At 70.3% G+C, this 15,823-nt stretch carries 13 protein-coding genes; 9 read left to right on the top strand and 4 right to left on the bottom strand.

Annotation, left to right across the window (positions count from 1 at the left end; all coding sequences use genetic code 11):
• Positions 1-2 precede the first annotated feature (2 nt).
• From C8258_RS00720 to C8258_RS00705, 4 genes are read left to right on the top strand one after another with little or no spacing between them, the layout of a single operon-like run.
• Positions 3-272 (top strand): metal-sensitive transcriptional regulator, encoded by a 270-nt coding sequence (locus C8258_RS00720; RefSeq protein WP_030516394.1) that lies wholly within the window; start codon positions 3-5, stop codon positions 270-272.
• 37 nt (positions 273-309) lie between these two features.
• Positions 310-552, top strand: a complete 243-nt coding sequence (locus tag C8258_RS00715) for a DUF2892 domain-containing protein (RefSeq protein ID WP_106953410.1) — start codon at positions 310-312, stop codon at positions 550-552.
• Positions 553-579: 27 nt separating this feature from the next.
• The gene (locus C8258_RS00710) at positions 580-984 is read left to right on the top strand and encodes a DUF302 domain-containing protein (RefSeq protein ID WP_106953409.1); all 405 of its coding nucleotides are present in this window, start codon (positions 580-582) and stop codon (positions 982-984) included.
• A gap of 56 nt (positions 985-1,040) precedes the next feature.
• Positions 1,041-2,291 carry an APC family permease gene (locus C8258_RS00705; protein WP_106953408.1) on the top strand — a complete coding sequence of 417 codons (1,251 nt, stop codon included), beginning with the start codon at positions 1,041-1,043 and terminating at the stop codon, positions 2,289-2,291.
• Between the two features lie 19 nt (positions 2,292-2,310).
• On the opposite strand, the gene C8258_RS00700 is transcribed toward C8258_RS00705, so the two are convergent.
• The 4 genes from C8258_RS00700 to C8258_RS00685 form a co-directional block, all read right to left on the bottom strand.
• Positions 2,311-3,300: an NAD(P)H nitroreductase gene (locus C8258_RS00700; protein WP_106953407.1), complete on the bottom strand. Its 990-nt coding sequence runs from the start codon at positions 3,298-3,300 to the stop codon at positions 2,311-2,313.
• A gap of 82 nt (positions 3,301-3,382) precedes the next feature.
• Positions 3,383-5,716: a phosphoenolpyruvate synthase gene (gene ppsA / locus C8258_RS00695; RefSeq protein ID WP_199195525.1), complete on the bottom strand. Its 2,334-nt coding sequence runs from the start codon at positions 5,714-5,716 to the stop codon at positions 3,383-3,385.
• Between the two features lie 104 nt (positions 5,717-5,820).
• Positions 5,821-7,851 (bottom strand): erythromycin esterase family protein, encoded by a 2,031-nt coding sequence (locus C8258_RS00690; protein WP_106953405.1) that lies wholly within the window; start codon positions 7,849-7,851, stop codon positions 5,821-5,823.
• Positions 7,848-9,056 (bottom strand): site-2 protease family protein, encoded by a 1,209-nt coding sequence (locus C8258_RS00685; RefSeq protein WP_106953404.1) that lies wholly within the window; start codon positions 9,054-9,056, stop codon positions 7,848-7,850. Before C8258_RS00685 ends, C8258_RS00690 begins: the two co-directional genes overlap by 4 nt.
• A 487-nt stretch (positions 9,057-9,543) precedes the next feature.
• Here C8258_RS00685 and C8258_RS00680 point away from each other — a divergent pair, with 487 nt between their 5' ends.
• The 5 genes from C8258_RS00680 (at position 9,544) to C8258_RS00660 (ending at position 15,822) form a co-directional block, all read left to right on the top strand.
• Entirely contained in the window at positions 9,544-9,795 is a 252-nt protein-coding gene (locus tag C8258_RS00680) for an SHOCT domain-containing protein (RefSeq protein ID WP_104389977.1), read from the top strand.
• Positions 9,796-9,848: 53 nt separating this feature from the next.
• Positions 9,849-11,894, top strand: coding sequence for an NAD(+) synthase (locus C8258_RS00675; protein ID WP_106953973.1), 2,046 nt, complete (start codon positions 9,849-9,851; stop codon positions 11,892-11,894).
• Positions 11,895-12,023: 129 nt separating this feature from the next.
• Positions 12,024-13,838 carry an acetate--CoA ligase gene (gene acsA / locus C8258_RS00670; RefSeq protein ID WP_106953403.1) on the top strand — a complete coding sequence of 605 codons (1,815 nt, stop codon included), beginning with the start codon at positions 12,024-12,026 and terminating at the stop codon, positions 13,836-13,838.
• A complete protein-coding gene (gene pdhA / locus C8258_RS00665; protein ID WP_199195524.1) occupies positions 13,835-14,857 on the top strand; it encodes a pyruvate dehydrogenase (acetyl-transferring) E1 component subunit alpha in 1,023 nt (340 codons plus the stop codon). The genes acsA and pdhA overlap by 4 nt, the downstream gene beginning before the upstream one ends.
• Positions 14,854-15,822 carry an alpha-ketoacid dehydrogenase subunit beta gene (locus C8258_RS00660; protein ID WP_106953402.1) on the top strand — a complete coding sequence of 323 codons (969 nt, stop codon included), beginning with the start codon at positions 14,854-14,856 and terminating at the stop codon, positions 15,820-15,822. The genes pdhA and C8258_RS00660 overlap by 4 nt, the downstream gene beginning before the upstream one ends.
• Position 15,823: the final 1 nt, after the last annotated feature.

Here is a 15,823-nt window from a genome sequence, read left to right as displayed (position 1 = left end):
CCATGGTCGGCAACGAGGAAACGATCGCACAGGTACTCAACCGGTTGCGCCGCGCACAGGGGCAACTGGGTGGTGTGATCGCCATGATCGAGCAGGGACGCGACTGCAAGGACGTCGTCACCCAGCTCGCGGCGGTATCGCGTGCCCTGGACCGGGCTGGATTCAAGATCGTCGCGACCGGCCTGCGCGAATGCCTCACCGGCGAGAGCGCCGACGGCGCCGAACCGATGAGCGAAGCCGAACTCGAGAAACTGTTTCTCGCCCTCGCCTGAATGCGAAGGCGCCCAACCGATTACCGGAAGTGAACGCATGCCGAACCTACCTCGCCACCAGGGCTGGTCCATCGCCCGCGTCGTACCGCTGCTGGCCGGCACTCTCGTGCTGATCAGTGTGGTCGCGGCCGCGGCATGGTCGGGCTGGTGGCTTGTTCTCACCGGGTTCGTCGGCGCGAATCTGTTGCTCTACGGCGTCGCGGGCTGGTGCCCGGCGACCCTGCTGCTCCGGCGGCTGGGTCTGCCGGCCACCGCCGGCTGCGCCGTCTTACGAACCTGACCCACCATCGACAGAAAGCGGGCGACCATGAATCTGGCGATTTCCACCACGTTGCACACCGACCGGTTCGACGATGCCGTCGAGCGGACGCGGGCCGCACTCGCCGAGCAGGGTTTCGGAGTGCTGACCGAGATCGATATGGCCGCGACCCTGAAGGCCAAACTCGGCGAGGACATGGAGGACTACCTCATCCTCGGGGCGTGCAACCCGCCGCTGGCGCATCGCGCGGTCGGCGTCGACCGCCGCATCGGATTGCTGTTGCCCTGCAACGTGATCGTGCGGCGCGACCCGGGCGACGCGGGAGCCGTCATCGTCGAAGCGATGGATCCCGAGGTCATGGTGCAGGTCACCGGTGATCCCGGACTGCAACCGATCGCGACCGAGGCCGCCGCGAAACTCCGCGACGCCATCGATGCGCTGACCGGGGCCTGACGGCGTCACGCGCGGCCGGCACGCGGGCGCGCGTGAACTCCGTTATCTTCGAGCTCATGGATTCCGGGGCAACGGCCGACCTGCGCCGCCGCCTCGGTCTCGGCGACGCGGTGGTGATCGGACTCGGGTCGATGATCGGCGCGGGTATCTTCGCCGCGCTGGGCCCGGCGGCTGCCGCCGCGGGTTCCGGTTTGCTGATCGGGCTGGCGATCGCGGCCGTCGTCGCCTACTGCAATGCCACCTCATCGGCCCGGCTGGCCGCTCGCTATCCCGCCTCCGGCGGCACCTACGTCTACGGCCGGGAACGCCTGGGGGAGTTCTGGGGGTATCTCGCCGGTTGGGGCTTCGTCGTCGGTAAGACGGCCTCGTGTGCGGCGATGGCACTCACCGTCGGTGCCTACGCCTGGCCCGGCCATGCGCATGCGGTGGCGGTCGCGGCGGTGGTCGCGCTCACCGCGGTGAACTATCGCGGGGTGCAGAAGTCGGCGCTGCTGACCCGGATCGTCGTCGCCCTGGTGCTGGCCGTGCTGGCCGCGGTCGTCGTCGCGGCGTTCGCCGGTTCCGCCGCCGCCGCGGGCCGGTTGGCGATCGGAGCCGACACATCGGTCCGGGGCATTCTGCAGGCCGCCGGACTGTTGTTCTTCGCATTCGCCGGTTACGCCCGCATCGCCACCCTCGGTGCGGAGGTCCGCGACCCCGCCCGCATCATTCCGCGGGCGATCCCGCTGGCCCTCGGCATCACGCTGGTCGTGTACGCGGTGGTCGCCGTCGCGGCGCTGACGGTGCTCGGGCCGCACGAATTGGCCTCGGCCGCGGCGCCGCTCGCCGAGACGGTGCGCGCGGCGGGGCGACCCGAGCTCGTGCCCGTGGTGCGTGCCGGGGCGGCGGTCGCCGCGCTCGGCTCCCTGCTGGCATTGATCCTGGGGGTCTCGCGCACCACCTTCGCCATGGCCCGGGATCGGCATCTGCCGCACCGGCTGGCCGCGGTGCATCCGCGTTTCGCCGTCCCGCATCGAGCCGAACTGGTGGTCGGCGCGGTCGTGGCGGTCATCGCCGCGACCGCCGATCTCCGTGGCGCGATCGGATTCTCGTCCTTCGCGGTGCTCGGCTACTACGCCGTCGCGAACGCCTCCGCGTGGACGCTGACTCCGGAGGAAGGCAGACCGCCGCGCGTGGTTCCGGTGGTCGGCGCCGTGGGCTGCGTGGTGCTGGCCTGCACCCTCCCGCTGACGTCCGTGGTATCGGGCGTGGTCGTGCTGGCGATCGGGGCGGCGATCTACGTCGCGCGCCGATCTCTCGCACGGTAGCGCCGCGCCCGCGCATCGGTTAGCCGGCGCCGTCGGTGACGCGCAGGATCTCGTGCAACGGCAGCCGTGGCGTCGGGTCGGGGCGCGGTTGATTCTCGGGCGCCCGCCCGACGCGAATCAGTACCTGCGGGAAGGCATTGCGGCCGAGCAACCGCGTGACCACGCTGCGACTGCGCGGGACCTCCGTGAGATGGGTCAGCGGGCAGGTGGCGTAGCCGGCGAGCGTGCACTCCAGCAGGACGGTGGACAGTACCCGTCCGCAGGCCAGCCATTCGGCGGAGCTGTCGCCGTAGGTCGACAGCACGAGGATCTTCGACCGGTCGGTGCGCACCTCGGTGCGACGTGGTTCGCCGGTGACCGTGGGCAACCTCCGCCCGACGTCGACGCGTCCGCGTTCCTCCTCGCTCACCAGCGCTTCCCGGGGAATACCGGTGTGGGCCACCACATGCCCTGTCCACCAATGCAATTCGGCGTGATAGTCGGCATCGTAGCGGCGCATCGATGCGGTGAGCTCCGACGCCCGGGCCAGTTCCGCGCGGCTGTCGTCGGGCAGGACGTCGACGATGGTGTCCTCGGGGTCGAATACCGTGCGCAGGACGGTCTCGAACGGCTCCCAGCCCTCCGGTTCGTCGAACGGGAGCCGGTCGGTGTACCGGCGCGCCATGGCGCGGGCGCGTTCGCGGTCACCGTCGGTGATGTACGGCGAGGGCTCGAACCGGACATCGGCGAGGTGGGTGCGGTCGTTGGGGTTCGGGAAGGTCGCCACGATCGTGCGCCACCCGTCGGCGGCCATCGCCGCGCGCAGGTGGTCGAGCACGACGCCGCAGCTGATCACGAGCTGTCGGCCGGTGTCGTCGGTGGTCGGCAGCATGCGTTCGTGCACGCTGAACAGCCGCAGCTGCGCACCGTCGAACATCCACCGCCACGGCTGACTGTTGTGCAGCGACGGCGCACGGCCGGCCATCCGGACCGCTGTCTCGACGACGTCGCGTGAGGGCACTGTGTTCATATGTCGACGGTAGGTTCGCGCCGTGCGTTGCGGAGGGGCCGTTGGTCCCGAGGTGCCGCGACCATGGTCCGCGACGCCGGCATCACGGCAATCGCCGCTCGTCACCGTGTACACATCGTTCGAGCAGTAACCGGCGCTCGGCTGCGGCCACCGTGCGGCGGGCGTTGCGCACCGCGTCCGGGGTGACCGAAATCGAGGTGATCCCCGCCGCGACGAGATGTTCGGCGAATTCGGGCCGGGTGGACGGGGCCTGCCCGCACAGCGACGACGTGATGCCCAGTTCGCGTGCCGAGGTGACGATGCGCCGGATGGCATGCAGGACGGCCGGATCCGATTCGTCGAACAGTTCGGCGCACTCCTCGGAATCGCGGTCCACACCCAGGATCAGCTGCGTGAGATCGTTGCTCCCGATCGACACACCGTCGATCCCGAGCCGCACGTACTCGGGCAGCCAGTGCACGACCGACGGCACCTCCGCCATGATCCACCGGTGCATACCCCGGTCGTGGCCCAGCGGCGAGGCGTCCACCAGTTCCAGGCATGCGGCCAGTTCCCAGCGGGTGCGCACGAACGGGATCATCAGATGCAGATTCGGCGTGTATTCGCGCACATGGGCCAGCGCCGCCAGCTCCAGCCGGAACACATCCGGTTCGTGGACGTAGCGGTAGCAGCCGCGATATCCGATCATCGGGTTGCGTTCGTTCGGCTCGAAACCCTCACCGCCGGTGAGCGTGCGAAATTCGTTGCTGCGCAGATCCGTTGCGCGGTAGACGACCGGGCGCGGGGCGAAGGCCACGGCGATGCGGCGCAGGGATTCGGCCAGGGTGGCGACGAATTCGTTCTCGTCGCCCGCGGCGATCACCGCGCGGGGATGGCGGCCGCCCAGTGCGCGCGTCAAGAGGGTTTCGGCGCGCAGCAGGCCGACGCCGTCGACGTCGGAATCGGCGACGCGCTCGGCGATTTCGGGCAGGGCGAGGTTGACATAGATTTTCGTTCCGGTGGTCTCGGTGACCGGGGCCGCCTGCGGCTGCATGGTGGTGGTCGCGGCAGGCGCGGACGCGGTTGCCGTCTCGGCAGCCCGCTCTTCCGGGCTGTCCGCACGAATCCGGCCGGCCTTCGCGTCCACGACGATGCGCTGGCCGTCGTGCAGGGATGTGGTGGCGGTCCGCGCGCCGACGACGCAGGGGATACCCAGTTCGCGGGCCACGATTGCGGCGTGACAGGTCATGCCGCCGCTGTCGGTGACCAAGGCCGCCGCCCGCGCAATCGTCGGCAGCCAGTCCGGATTGGTCATCGGCGCGACCAGGATCTCCCCGTCGCGCAGCGCCGATCCCTCGGCGGGTGAACGCAGGATGCGCACCGCGCCGCGGGCTCGTCCGGGGGCGGCCGGCAGACCCTGCAGCAAGACGGCTGCAGGCGTCTCTTCCGGTGCCACCGAGGGTGTTTCGTCGGGCAGTGTGGTGATCGGCCGCGCCTGCACCAGCCACAGCCGCTGGTCGTCGAAGGCCCACTCGACGTCCTGGGGGCGGCCGTAGTGCTGCTGGACTTCGAGCGCGAGGCGCGCGACCGCGGTGGCCTCGTCGGTGGTCAGCACCGGCCGATGCGATTCGTCGTCCGGGAGGTCGACGCGGCGGTCACCGTCTTCGTCGGCGAAGATGGCGAAACTCTGTGCACCCCTGCGGGATTCGGTCAGCGTCGGGCCGTCCGCGGCGAAGACGTAGGTGTCGGGCTCGACCGCGCCGGATACGACCACTTCACCCTGTCCGCGCGCGGCGTCGATGACGACCCGGTCCCGCCTGCCGGTGGTCGGGTCGGCGGTGAACGCCACGCCCGCGCACCGGACCGCGACCATCTGCTGCACGACCACCGCCATTTCCGGCCGCCGGTCCATGCCGCGGCGGGCACGGTAGGTGAGAACGCGCGGGGTGAACAGGGACGCCCAGCATTCCCGGACCGCGTCGAGAAGCTCGGCGTCGCCACGAATATTGGTGCGCGACAAGTTCATTCCGGCGAACGAGGCATCGGCGCTGTCCTCGCCGACCGCCGAGGACCGCACCGCGACGCGTACCCGGTCGCCGAGCCGGTGGTACTCGTTCACGATCGCCTCCTCGATCGCCCCATCGAGCCGGGTCTCGTGCACCAGGTCGCGCATGCGGGAACACAGCAGGTCGAGCTGCGCGCGGCCCGCGTCGTCCGCGGCGACGGCGCTGCGCAGCGCCTCGGCATGCAGGGAGTCGATCTCGGGCCCGTGCGGCCCGTCGGCGACGGCGGTCTCGTAGGTCGATCGCAGGATCACGAATCCGGGCGGCACGGGGAGCTTCGCCGCGACCATCTCACCGAGATTGGCCCCCTTGCCGCCCACCTGGCCGGCATCGGTCAGCCGAATATCGTTCAGACTTGCCACATAGTCGCCCATCACGGCTCCGATCTGCTGAAAAGTGTCTCGATGCCCAGACTCGCGCGTCGCGGCGGCCGGGAACATGGTCGAAGGTCCTCGATCCGGTCGCCCACCGCCCCGGATCACAGACCGCTGGGGTAGGTGTCCGGTGTGCTCGCGGCGGTCCATCGGTGTGACGGTTCCAGCGGCCGCAGGGCGGTGGTCCGGTCGATGTGGATGATCGCGTCGTAGCGGTCGGCCGGCCGCGAGTGGAAGTAGTGGCTGTGCCGCTCGGTGGTCGGCTGATAGATCACGCCGATGGCGCGTTCGAGCCGCGGGTCGCGCAGCAGTTCGGTGGCGGCGTCGGGGGTATCGGTGCGGATCAGGAAGCTGTCGCGTCCGGTGTCGTGCAGCAGCTCCTCGACGCTGCTGCGCAGGGCCGGGCGGACGTCCTTGCACTCGGCCTCGCCGTCCCATTCACTCGCCGCGGTCACGGTGCCGTGGCTGGTGGTGAAACCGATGGTGCGGCAATCGTTTCCGTGGCGTTCGCGGACGAGCTGTCCCAGTGACAGCTGGCCCTCGGCGCCCATTTCCGTCGCGCGGGCGTCACCGATGTGGGAATTGTGCGCCCAGACCACCACTCGCGCGGGAGTGCCGTCGCGCCCGAGGTGGCCGGCCAGCGCGTCGAGGGTGTCGGCCATGTGTTCGTCGCGCAGGTTCCACGACGACACCCGATCGCCGAACATCGCCCGGTAGTAGGCCTCGGCGTTGCGGACCGTCCACGCGTTGCGCAACGCGTCGAACGAGGCCTCGCCGTCGCCGGCCTGTCGATGCGCCGCGGCGTTGCGTTGCAGGTCGACCAGCTGACGCACCACCTCGGCCTGACACGAATGGCCCGCACCGAATGCGGCGCCGAACCCGTAGGCCTGCCCGTCGTGGTCGCTGGTGCGATCGAAACAGGCGTAGCGGTGCTCGGCGCGCTGCGCCGCGTCGGGATCGACCTGCCGCAGATAGTCGATCACGTGCCGCATCGAACGGTGCATGCTGTACAGGTCGAGCCCGTAGAACCCGGCCTGCGCCGCGCCGATCCGGCGCTGATAGTCGTTGTGCAGCCGCAACCAGCCCACGAAATCGCGGACCACGGTATTGCGCCACATCCAGGTGGGGAAGCGTTCGAACCCGCGCAGCGCGAGCGTGGGGGAGGAGTCGCCGATGCCGCGAACGAAGCGGTCGACGAGGTAGGCGTCGGGCCAGTCGGCCTCGGCGGCGACCGCGGTGAACCCCTTCTCCGAGATCAGCCAGCGCGTGATGGCCGCGCGGGCGGCATAGAACTCGTGGGTGCCGTGCGAGCTCTCGCCGATCAGGACGAACCGGGCATCGCCGATGAGCTCGTCCAGCACGTGGTGCGGCGGCACGCCTTCGGGAGCCTCGATCGCGGCGGCATCGACCACGGCGGCGGGATCGGTGAGGGTGGCCGAATCGGTGCCGGTGGCCGGCGCGTCGACGGTCGGCGTCGTCAGCAGCTGCCGCACCTCGTCGTCACCGACCTGGGTGAAATCCCAGAACGACTCGCCGACCGCGAGGAACGGCGACGGCATGGTGGCACAGACCATCTCGTCCACCAGCGCGTCGAACTCCCGGCAGGTCGATTCGGGGGCGGCCGGCACCGCGACCACGATGCGGTCGGGCTCACCCGCGCGAATCGCCTCCACCGCCGCGAACATGGTGGCTCCGGTCGCCAGACCGTCGTCGACGAGGATCACCGTGCGGCCCGCGATCGGCGCCGGTGGCCGGTCACCGCGATAGGCGCGTTCCCGACGCGCCAGCTCCGCCGCCTCTTCTCGTGCGACGGATCGGATCTGTTCGGCGGTCACGTGCAGTCCGCGGATCGCATCGTCGTTGACCACGATCCGGCCGTCGGGTGCGAGGGCGCCGATGGCGAATTCCGGATGTCCCGGTGCCCCGAGTTTGCGGACGACGAGCGTGTCCAGCGGCGCGTGCAGGGCGGCGGCGACCTCCCAGGCCACCGGTACCCCACCGCGCGCGAGGCCGAGCACGACGACACCGGAGTGGTCGCGGTAGTGCTCGAGCAGTCCGCCCAGCACACGACCGGCCTCGCAGCGGTCGCGGAAGATCGGCTGCGAGGAATCACGCAGGACAGGTGCTGCCGTCATGGCTGTGGCCTGCGGGAGTGAGTAGTGGTGACCGGCGGATGGGAGGCGGGCGCGGGTCCCGGTCTCGCGGCGGCGCTGCCGGCGGGCAGGCCGAGCGCGGAGCGGTCGCAGGCGGTCGCCAGATCGGTGGCGGTGACGACGCCGGTCAGCCGGCCGGCCGGGTCGACCACCGTGATGGCATCGAGTTTGGGGCGCAGCACGACCCGGGTGGCGACATCGGCGAGCAGATCGTCCTGTCCGACGATCGCGGCTGTCCGTAACGGACGTGCGACCGAGCGCAGAAAGGTCGTGTCACGAGCCGGTGCGGCGGTCGTCGTGAGATCCGACCAGGCGACGACACCGATCGGATGGCCGAGGGCGTCGACGACCGGAAATATGCTGTGCCCGGTCTGCGGGGCGCTGGAGGCCAGCAGCTGGGTGATCGTCCAATCGCCCGGCACCGCCATCGGATTCGCGGTCATGACCTCGCGAACCGTGGTGTTGCCCAGCCGATGCCGCAGCCCCGCTGCCGCGAGTTCGCTGTTGGCGGCGGTCTGCAGGAACCAGCCCAGCAGCATCAGCCACAGCCCGCCGAACTGGCGGAACACGATGATGTCGACGGCGCCCAGCACGACGAGCACGGTGCCGAGCAACCGGCCGCCGCGCGCGGCCACGGTGGTGGCACGCAACCGGTCGCCGGTCCGCCACCAGACGATGGCCCGCACCACCCGGCCGCCGTCGAGCGGCGCGCCGGGCAGCAGATTGAACAGTCCCAGAACGATATTCGTGGCGGCGAGCCAGGCGAGCGCCGCGGTGACGGCGCTGTCGGGCCGCCCGCTGTCCACGGCCACCGCGACGACGGCGAACAGTCCGCCCAGCACCAGACTCGTCGCCGGACCGGCGATCGCGATCCGGAAATCGCTGCGCGCGTCGGGCGGCTCGTCGCCGAGTTCGGACGCCCCGCCCAGCAGCCAGAGCACGATGCGCTCGACCCGCACCCCGTGGCGCAGGGCGACGATCGAATGCGCCAGCTCGTGTGCGGTCAGAGAGGCGAACAGCGTCAGTGCGGCGAACGCCGCAACCGTCCAGGTGAAGGCCGGGCTGCCGCTGTCGCGCAATTGCACGCCGAGCAGCCAGACGAACAGCGCCACGGTGACCAGCACCGACCAGTGCGCGCCGATGCGGATACCCGCCACCCGGCCCAAAGGGATTGTCTCGTGCAACATCCGGCCACCTCGCTCCCGGTGTCATCACACCGGCCCGCGGAACATTTCGGTCGTCGCGCGACCGCACGGGCCACACGCCGAGGCGCGTCGATGCGTCGAACCGGCGATCGGCGCGCCTACCGCCAGTCTGTGCCGGCGCCGGGCCCTGGGGGAGGGGCGAGATTCCCGGCCTCCCGGGACCAATGTCCCTCGAGGACGCCGAGCACATCCGGGCCGGCGCCGACGTTCCGGCGTGGGGACCGACGGCCGGTCGGTGAGGTCTTTCGCCCCTGCCACCGGCCGGTCGCGTCGATCAGGCTGGATCGCGGACGCGGAAGTGAACCGCGCCCGGAGGAGATGATCGAGATGGATATGCAATCGTCGATGATGCAAGCAATGCACGCCGTGGTGATGTGGCTGGCCCAGATGGGGATCTGCCCGATGCCGATGTGATCCGGTCGGGTCCGAGGAGAACGCAGATCCGTCGATGGAGTGAGGAATTACGGCGATGATGATGTGGTACGGCACCGGCCTGGGCGGTTGGGGTTACGGGTTGATGTTCGCGGGCATGGTGATCTTCTGGGTGCTGGTGGTCGTGGCGATCGTGGCCCTGCTCCGCTACGCCGGCCGGCCCGATACCGCCGCCCTCGACCGGGACGACCGGGGTCCGTCCCCGCAACAGATCCTCGCCGAGCGCTTCGCCCGTGGTGAGATAGACGACGAGGAATACACCCGTCGAATGCGGACGCTCGGTCCCTAGCCGGCCCCCGCGCCGGACGCCGGCCCGGCGGCCGTGGATTGCAGGAGGCCGCCGTGGCGCGCGAGTTACCGTTCCGATCGCTGTACCGGCACGGATTCGTGCGCGTCGGCGTCGCCGTGCCCGCGATGCGGGTCGCCGATCCCGAGTACAACGCCGAGCAGACACTGCTGCTCGCGCGGCGGGCCGCCGCCGATTCCGTGGTGCTCACGCTGTTTCCGGAACTCGGCCTCTCCGGCTACTCCGCCGAGGACCTGTTCCACCAGGAGGCGCTCGACGACGCGGTGCGAGCGGCCGTGGACCGCGTGGTCGCCGAGAGCGCGGACATCGGCAGCGTGCTGATCGTCGGGGCTCCGCTGCGGGTGCGGGAGCGACTGTTCAACTGCGCGTTGATCATCGACCGCGGCCGCGTCCTGGGGGTCGTGCCGAAGAGCTACCTGCCGAATTTCCAGGAGTTCTACGAGAAGCGGCAGTTCTCCGCGGCCCGCGACGCCGTCGACGACCACACCACCGTCGCCGGGCAGCGGGTGCCCTTCGGCGCCGACCTGCTGTTCGAGGCGGTGAATCTGCCCGGATTGGTGCTGGCGGTCGAGATCTGCCAGGACGCGTGGGTTCCGTTGCCGCCCAACATCTTCGCGGCACTGGCCGGCGCCACGGTGCTGACGAATCTGTCGGCGAGCAATATCGTCGTCGGCAAGGCGGACTACCGCAGGGAACTGTGTGTGTCGACCTCGGCGCGCAATATCGCGGCCTATCTGTACACCGCGGCCGGGCAGGGCGAGTCCACCACGGATATGGCGTGGGACGGTCAGGCGCTGATCTGCGAGAACGGCAACCTGCTGGCCGAAAGTGAACGCTTCGCCGCCGAACCGCAACTGGTCACCGCGGATATCGATCTGCAGCGGCTGGCCGCGGATCGGCTGCGGCTCAACAGTTTCACCGACAACGGTCACGATTTCCTCGAGCGGGTCACCCGATTCCGGCGGATCGAATTCGAGGCGCCGATCCCGGACGGCGCACCACCGCTGCGTCGGGAGGTCCCGCGCTTTCCCTACGTCCCGGCCGACCCCGGCAGCCGCAACGCGCGCTGTGCCGAGGTCCATCACATCCAGGTCGCCGGGCTCGCCACGCGGCTGGCCGCCACCGGATCCCAGCACCTCGTGATCGGGGTGTCCGGCGGCCTCGATTCCACTCTCGCGCTCATCGTCGCGGCGCAGACCATGGACCGGCTGGGCCTGCCGCGGTCGAATGTGCTCGCCTACACCATGCCCGGCTTCGCCACGAGCACGCGGACGCTGGAGAACGCGCGCCGGCTGATGCGCGCCGTCGGGGCGAGCGCCGGCGAGATCGATATCCGGCCGTCGGCGACGCAGATGCTGCGCGATCTCGGTCATCCGGCGGCCGACGGCGCGCCCGTCTACGACATCACCTACGAGAACGTGCAGGCCGGGGAGCGCACCTCGCATCTGTTCCGCCTGGCGAACATGCATCACGGCATGGTCGTCGGGACCGGGGACCTGAGCGAATTGGCGCTGGGCTGGTGCACTTTCGGCGTCGGCGACCATATGTCGCACTACAGCGTGAACGCCTCGGTGCCCAAAACGCTGATCAAGTATCTGATCGCCTGGACCGCCGACCGCGGTGAGCTCGGCCCGGAGGCGAGTGCGGTGCTGCACTCGGTCCTGGAGACCGAGATCTCACCGGAGCTGGTTCCCGGCGCGGCGCTGCAGAGTTCCGAGGCCACAGTGGGCCCGTACGAATTGCAGGACTTCCACCTCTATCACCTGCTGCGGTTCGGATTCCGGCCCAGCCGCATCGCCTACCTGGCCGAACACGCCTGGGGTGACCGCACCCGCGGCGGCTGGCCGGACCTGATCCCCGAGGATCAGCGTCACGAATACGACCTCGCCACGATCAAGCACTGGCTGGCCGAATTCCTGCGCCGCTTCGTGCAGACCAGCCAGTTCAAACGATCGACCCTGCCGAATGCGCCCAAGGTCGGGTCCGGCGGATCGCTGTCGCCGCGCGGGGACTGGCGCGCGCCGAGCGACGCTCCCGCCGCGGCGTGGCTGGACGAACTCGCGCGCAACGTTCCCGACTGACCGTTGTCGCCGGTGGCGTCGCCGCGACGGATGTCATCGCCGCTAGGGTCTTTCCGCCCTCCCCGTGACCGGGCGCCGCGCCGTTGACTGGAAGTCGAGCAGACGGACGGCACGGGAGACGGAGGCGCGATGAGCCGGAACGACGCGAGCCCGTACGACGCGGAAACCGCGACGCCGTCGCGATGGGCGCCGATCGAGAAGTCGGCGGCCGATATCGCGGCCGCGACCCTTCCCGACTACGGCCGGGCGCGACGCGACTTCTCCTGGTCCGCGGCCCGCTCCGAACTCGCCGGGCTGCCCGGCGGCGGGGTCAACATCGCCGTCGAGGCCGTCGACCGCCACCTCGAGGCGCCGGCCGGGCCCGCCCCGTCGTTGCGCTGGCTGCCGATCACCGGTGGCGTGACCGAGCTCGACTGCGCGGACCTGGTCCGGCTGAGCAACAAGTTCGCCCACGTGCTGCGCGACCTCGAGGTGTATCGGGGTGAGCGGGTGTGCCTGCTGCTGGGACGCACTCCGGAGTTGTATCTCGCGTGCCTGGGCGCGTGGAAGGCCGGATGTGTCGTCTCCCCGCTGTTCTCGGCCTTCGGCCCCGAACCGGTGCGTCAGCGGCTGGACCTGGCCGAGGCGAGCACCCTGGTGACCACCGCGGCCCACTATCGCCGCAAGGTCGCGCCGATCCGCGACACACTGCCCGCCCTCCGGCACGTCATCGTCGTCGACGGCGAGACCGACCTGTCCGGCGTGGTATCGCTGCCCGCGGCCATGGCCGCCGCCGACAGCGAATTCCCCATCGTGCGAACCCAATTCGAAGACCCCGCGCTCCTGCACTTCACCAGCGGAACCACCGGACGTCCCAAGGGCGCGGTGCACGTGCACGGCGCCGTCGTGGCGCACCGGGCCACCGCGCGCGCCGCGCTGGACCTGCGCGGCGGCGACGTGTTCTGGTGCACCGCGGACCCGGGCTGGGTGACCGGCATGTCGTACGGGGTGATCGCGCCGCTGTGCCTCGGCGCCACGGTGATCAGCGACGAGGCGGAATTCGATCCGCAACGCTGGTACGACATCCTCACCGCGGAGCGGGTGTCCGTCTGGTACACCGCGCCCACCGCCCTGCGGATGCTGATGCGCCGTGGCGACGAGCTGCCGCCGAGCACGGACCTGTCGTGCCTGCGCTTCGTGGCCAGCGTCGGCGAGCCGCTCAATCCCGAAGTCGTGGTGTGGGGGCAGCGGGTGCTCGGGCACCCGGTGCACGACAACTGGTGGCAGACCGAAACCGGGGCCATCATGATCGCCAATATCGCTGCGGCACAGGTTCGTCCCGGTTCGATGGGGCGGCCACTGCCCGGCGTGGAGGCCACGATCCTGCGCCGCGGCGCAAGCGGGCGCGCGGCGATCACCGACGGCGACGTGACCGCTGCCGGTACCGGGGAAGTGGGTGAGCTGGCACTGCGGGCGGGCTGGCCGTCGATGTTCCGCGGCTACCTGAACGACCCCGCTCGCTACGCGGACGCGTTCGCCGGCGGCTGGTACCTCACCGGCGATCTGGCCCGGCGCGACAGCGACGGTTACTTCTGGTTCGTCGGGCGCGCCGACGATGTCATCAAATCCGCCGGACATCTGGTCGGGCCGTTCGAGGTGGAAAGCGTTCTCATGTCACATCCCGCGGTCGCCGAGGCCGGTGTCATCGGAACCCCCGATCCGGTGGCCGGGGAGCTGGTCAAGGCATTCGTGGTGGTGCGCAAGGGTTTCCAGCCGAGTGACGACCTGCGCGACGAACTCACCGCGTTCGGCCGCCGCGCCCTGGGCGCGGTGGCTCCCAAACGTATCGACTTCGTCGACGCGCTGCCGCATACCCGCTCCGGGAAGGTGATGCGCCGGCTGTTGAAGGCACACGAACTCGGATTGCCCGAAGGTGACGTATCGGCCCTGGAGACGGTGCGATGAGCACGATCGAGACCGACGGCCACGCCCCGGCGCAGGCCGTGGCGACGCCCGGGGACGCCGCCGGAACGGATCCAAAGGCGCTGCTGCGGCAGATGATCCGCATCCGGCGCTTCGAGGAACGTTGTGTGCAGCTCTACAGCGCCGAGCGGATCCGCGGATTCCTGCACCTGTACGTCGGCGAGGAGGCGGTGGCCGCCGGACTGCTGAGCGAGATCGGCGCCGACGACGCGGTGGTCTCGACCTACCGCGAGCACGGTCACGCGCTGGCCCGCGGCATCCCCATGACCGACCTCATGGCCGAGATGTTCGGCCGCACCACCGGCTGCAGCCACGGCCGGGGCGGCTCGATGCATCTGTTCGACGCGCGGCGGCGCTTCTACGGCGGGAACGCGATCGTCGGCGGCGGACTGCCGATCGCGGTGGGCCTGGCATTGGCCGACGCCATGACCGGACGCGATCGGATCACGGTGTGCCTGTTCGGCGACGGCGCGATGGCCGAGGGCGAATTCCACGAATGTATGAACCTGGCCGCGCTGTGGCGGCTGCCCGTGCTCTTCGCCTGCGAGAACAACCGATACGCGATGGGCACCGCGCTGGCCCGCGAACACGCCGCGACCGACCTCGCGCTGCGCGCGACAGGCTACGGCATGGCGGCCTGGCCGGTCGACGGGATGGACGCGACCGCTGTCGCCGCCGCGACCCGGCGCGCCGTCACCTCGATCCGGGCCGGAGGCGGCCCCTGCTTCCTGGAACTGCGCACCTACCGGTTCCGGGCGCATTCGCTCTACGACGCCGATCGATATCGCGACAAGGCCGAAATCGCGCGGTGGCGCGAACGCGATCCCCTCCGGCTGCTGACCGAACGGCTGCGCGACGCCGGAGAACTGACCGACGAGGACGTGCGGCGGTACGAGGCGCAGGCCGACGAGGAACTCGACGCCGCCATCGCCGCCGCCGAGGCGGCACCGGCCGAGCCGGTGTCCGAACTGACCCGGCACGTCTACGCGGAGCGGCCATGACCACCTATCGAGAGGCGGTGCGGGAGGCGGTGCGCGAGGCGCTGCTTCGCGACGAACGGATCTTCCTCATGGGCGAGGACGTGGGCGCCTACGGCGGATGCTTCGGCGTGAGCCGCGGGTTGCTCGACGAATTCGGGCCCGAACGGATTCGCGATACGCCGCTGAGCGAATCGGCGTTCGTCGGCGCGGGGATCGGTGCGGCCCTGGCCGGCATGCGGCCCATCGTCGAGATCATGACGATCAACTTCAGCCTGCTCGCGCTGGACCAGATACTCAACAACGCCGCCACGCTGCGGCACATGTCCGGCGGGCAACTCGGCGTGCCGCTGGTCATCCGGATGGCGACCGGTCCGGGCCGCCAGCTCGCTGCTCAGCATTCGCACAGCCTGGAGGCGTTCTACGCCCACATTCCCGGTCTGCGGGTGGTGTGCCCCGCCACCGTCGCGGACGCGCGAGGCATGTTGTGGACGGCGTTGCAGGATCCGGACCCGGTGGTGATCTTCGAGCCGATCTCGTTGTACAACAGCGGATACGAGCTGCCCGAGGGGGCCGGTGCCGTCGATATCGATGCGGCGGCGATCCGGCGCAGCGGCACCGATGTCACTCTGGTCGCCTACGGTGCGACCGTGCCGGTGGCCCTGGCCGCCGCCGACCTCGCGGCAACCGAGGGTATCGCGGTCGAGGTCGTCGATCTGCGCTCGCTGCGTCCCCTGGACGAGGCGACGGTGCTGGATTCGGTACGCCGCACCCACCGCCTCGTGATCGTGGACGAAGCCTGGCGCAGTGTGAGTATCGCCGCCGAGATCGCCGCTCGCGCGGCCGAATACGCCTATTACGACCTGGATGCGCCGATCGGCCGGGTGTGCGGCGCCGAGGTGCCCATCCCGTACGCACGTCAGCTGGAGGACGCCGCACTGCCGGACCCGTCCGGGGTGCTGGCCGCGATCCGGAAAGCGGTGGGATGAG

The organism is Nocardia sp. MDA0666, assembly GCF_003023875.1.
Lineage (GTDB): Bacteria > Actinomycetota > Actinomycetes > Mycobacteriales > Mycobacteriaceae > Nocardia > Nocardia aobensis.
Note: the sequence above shows the minus strand (reverse complement) of the source record. Positions and strands in the feature narration are given on the sequence as shown.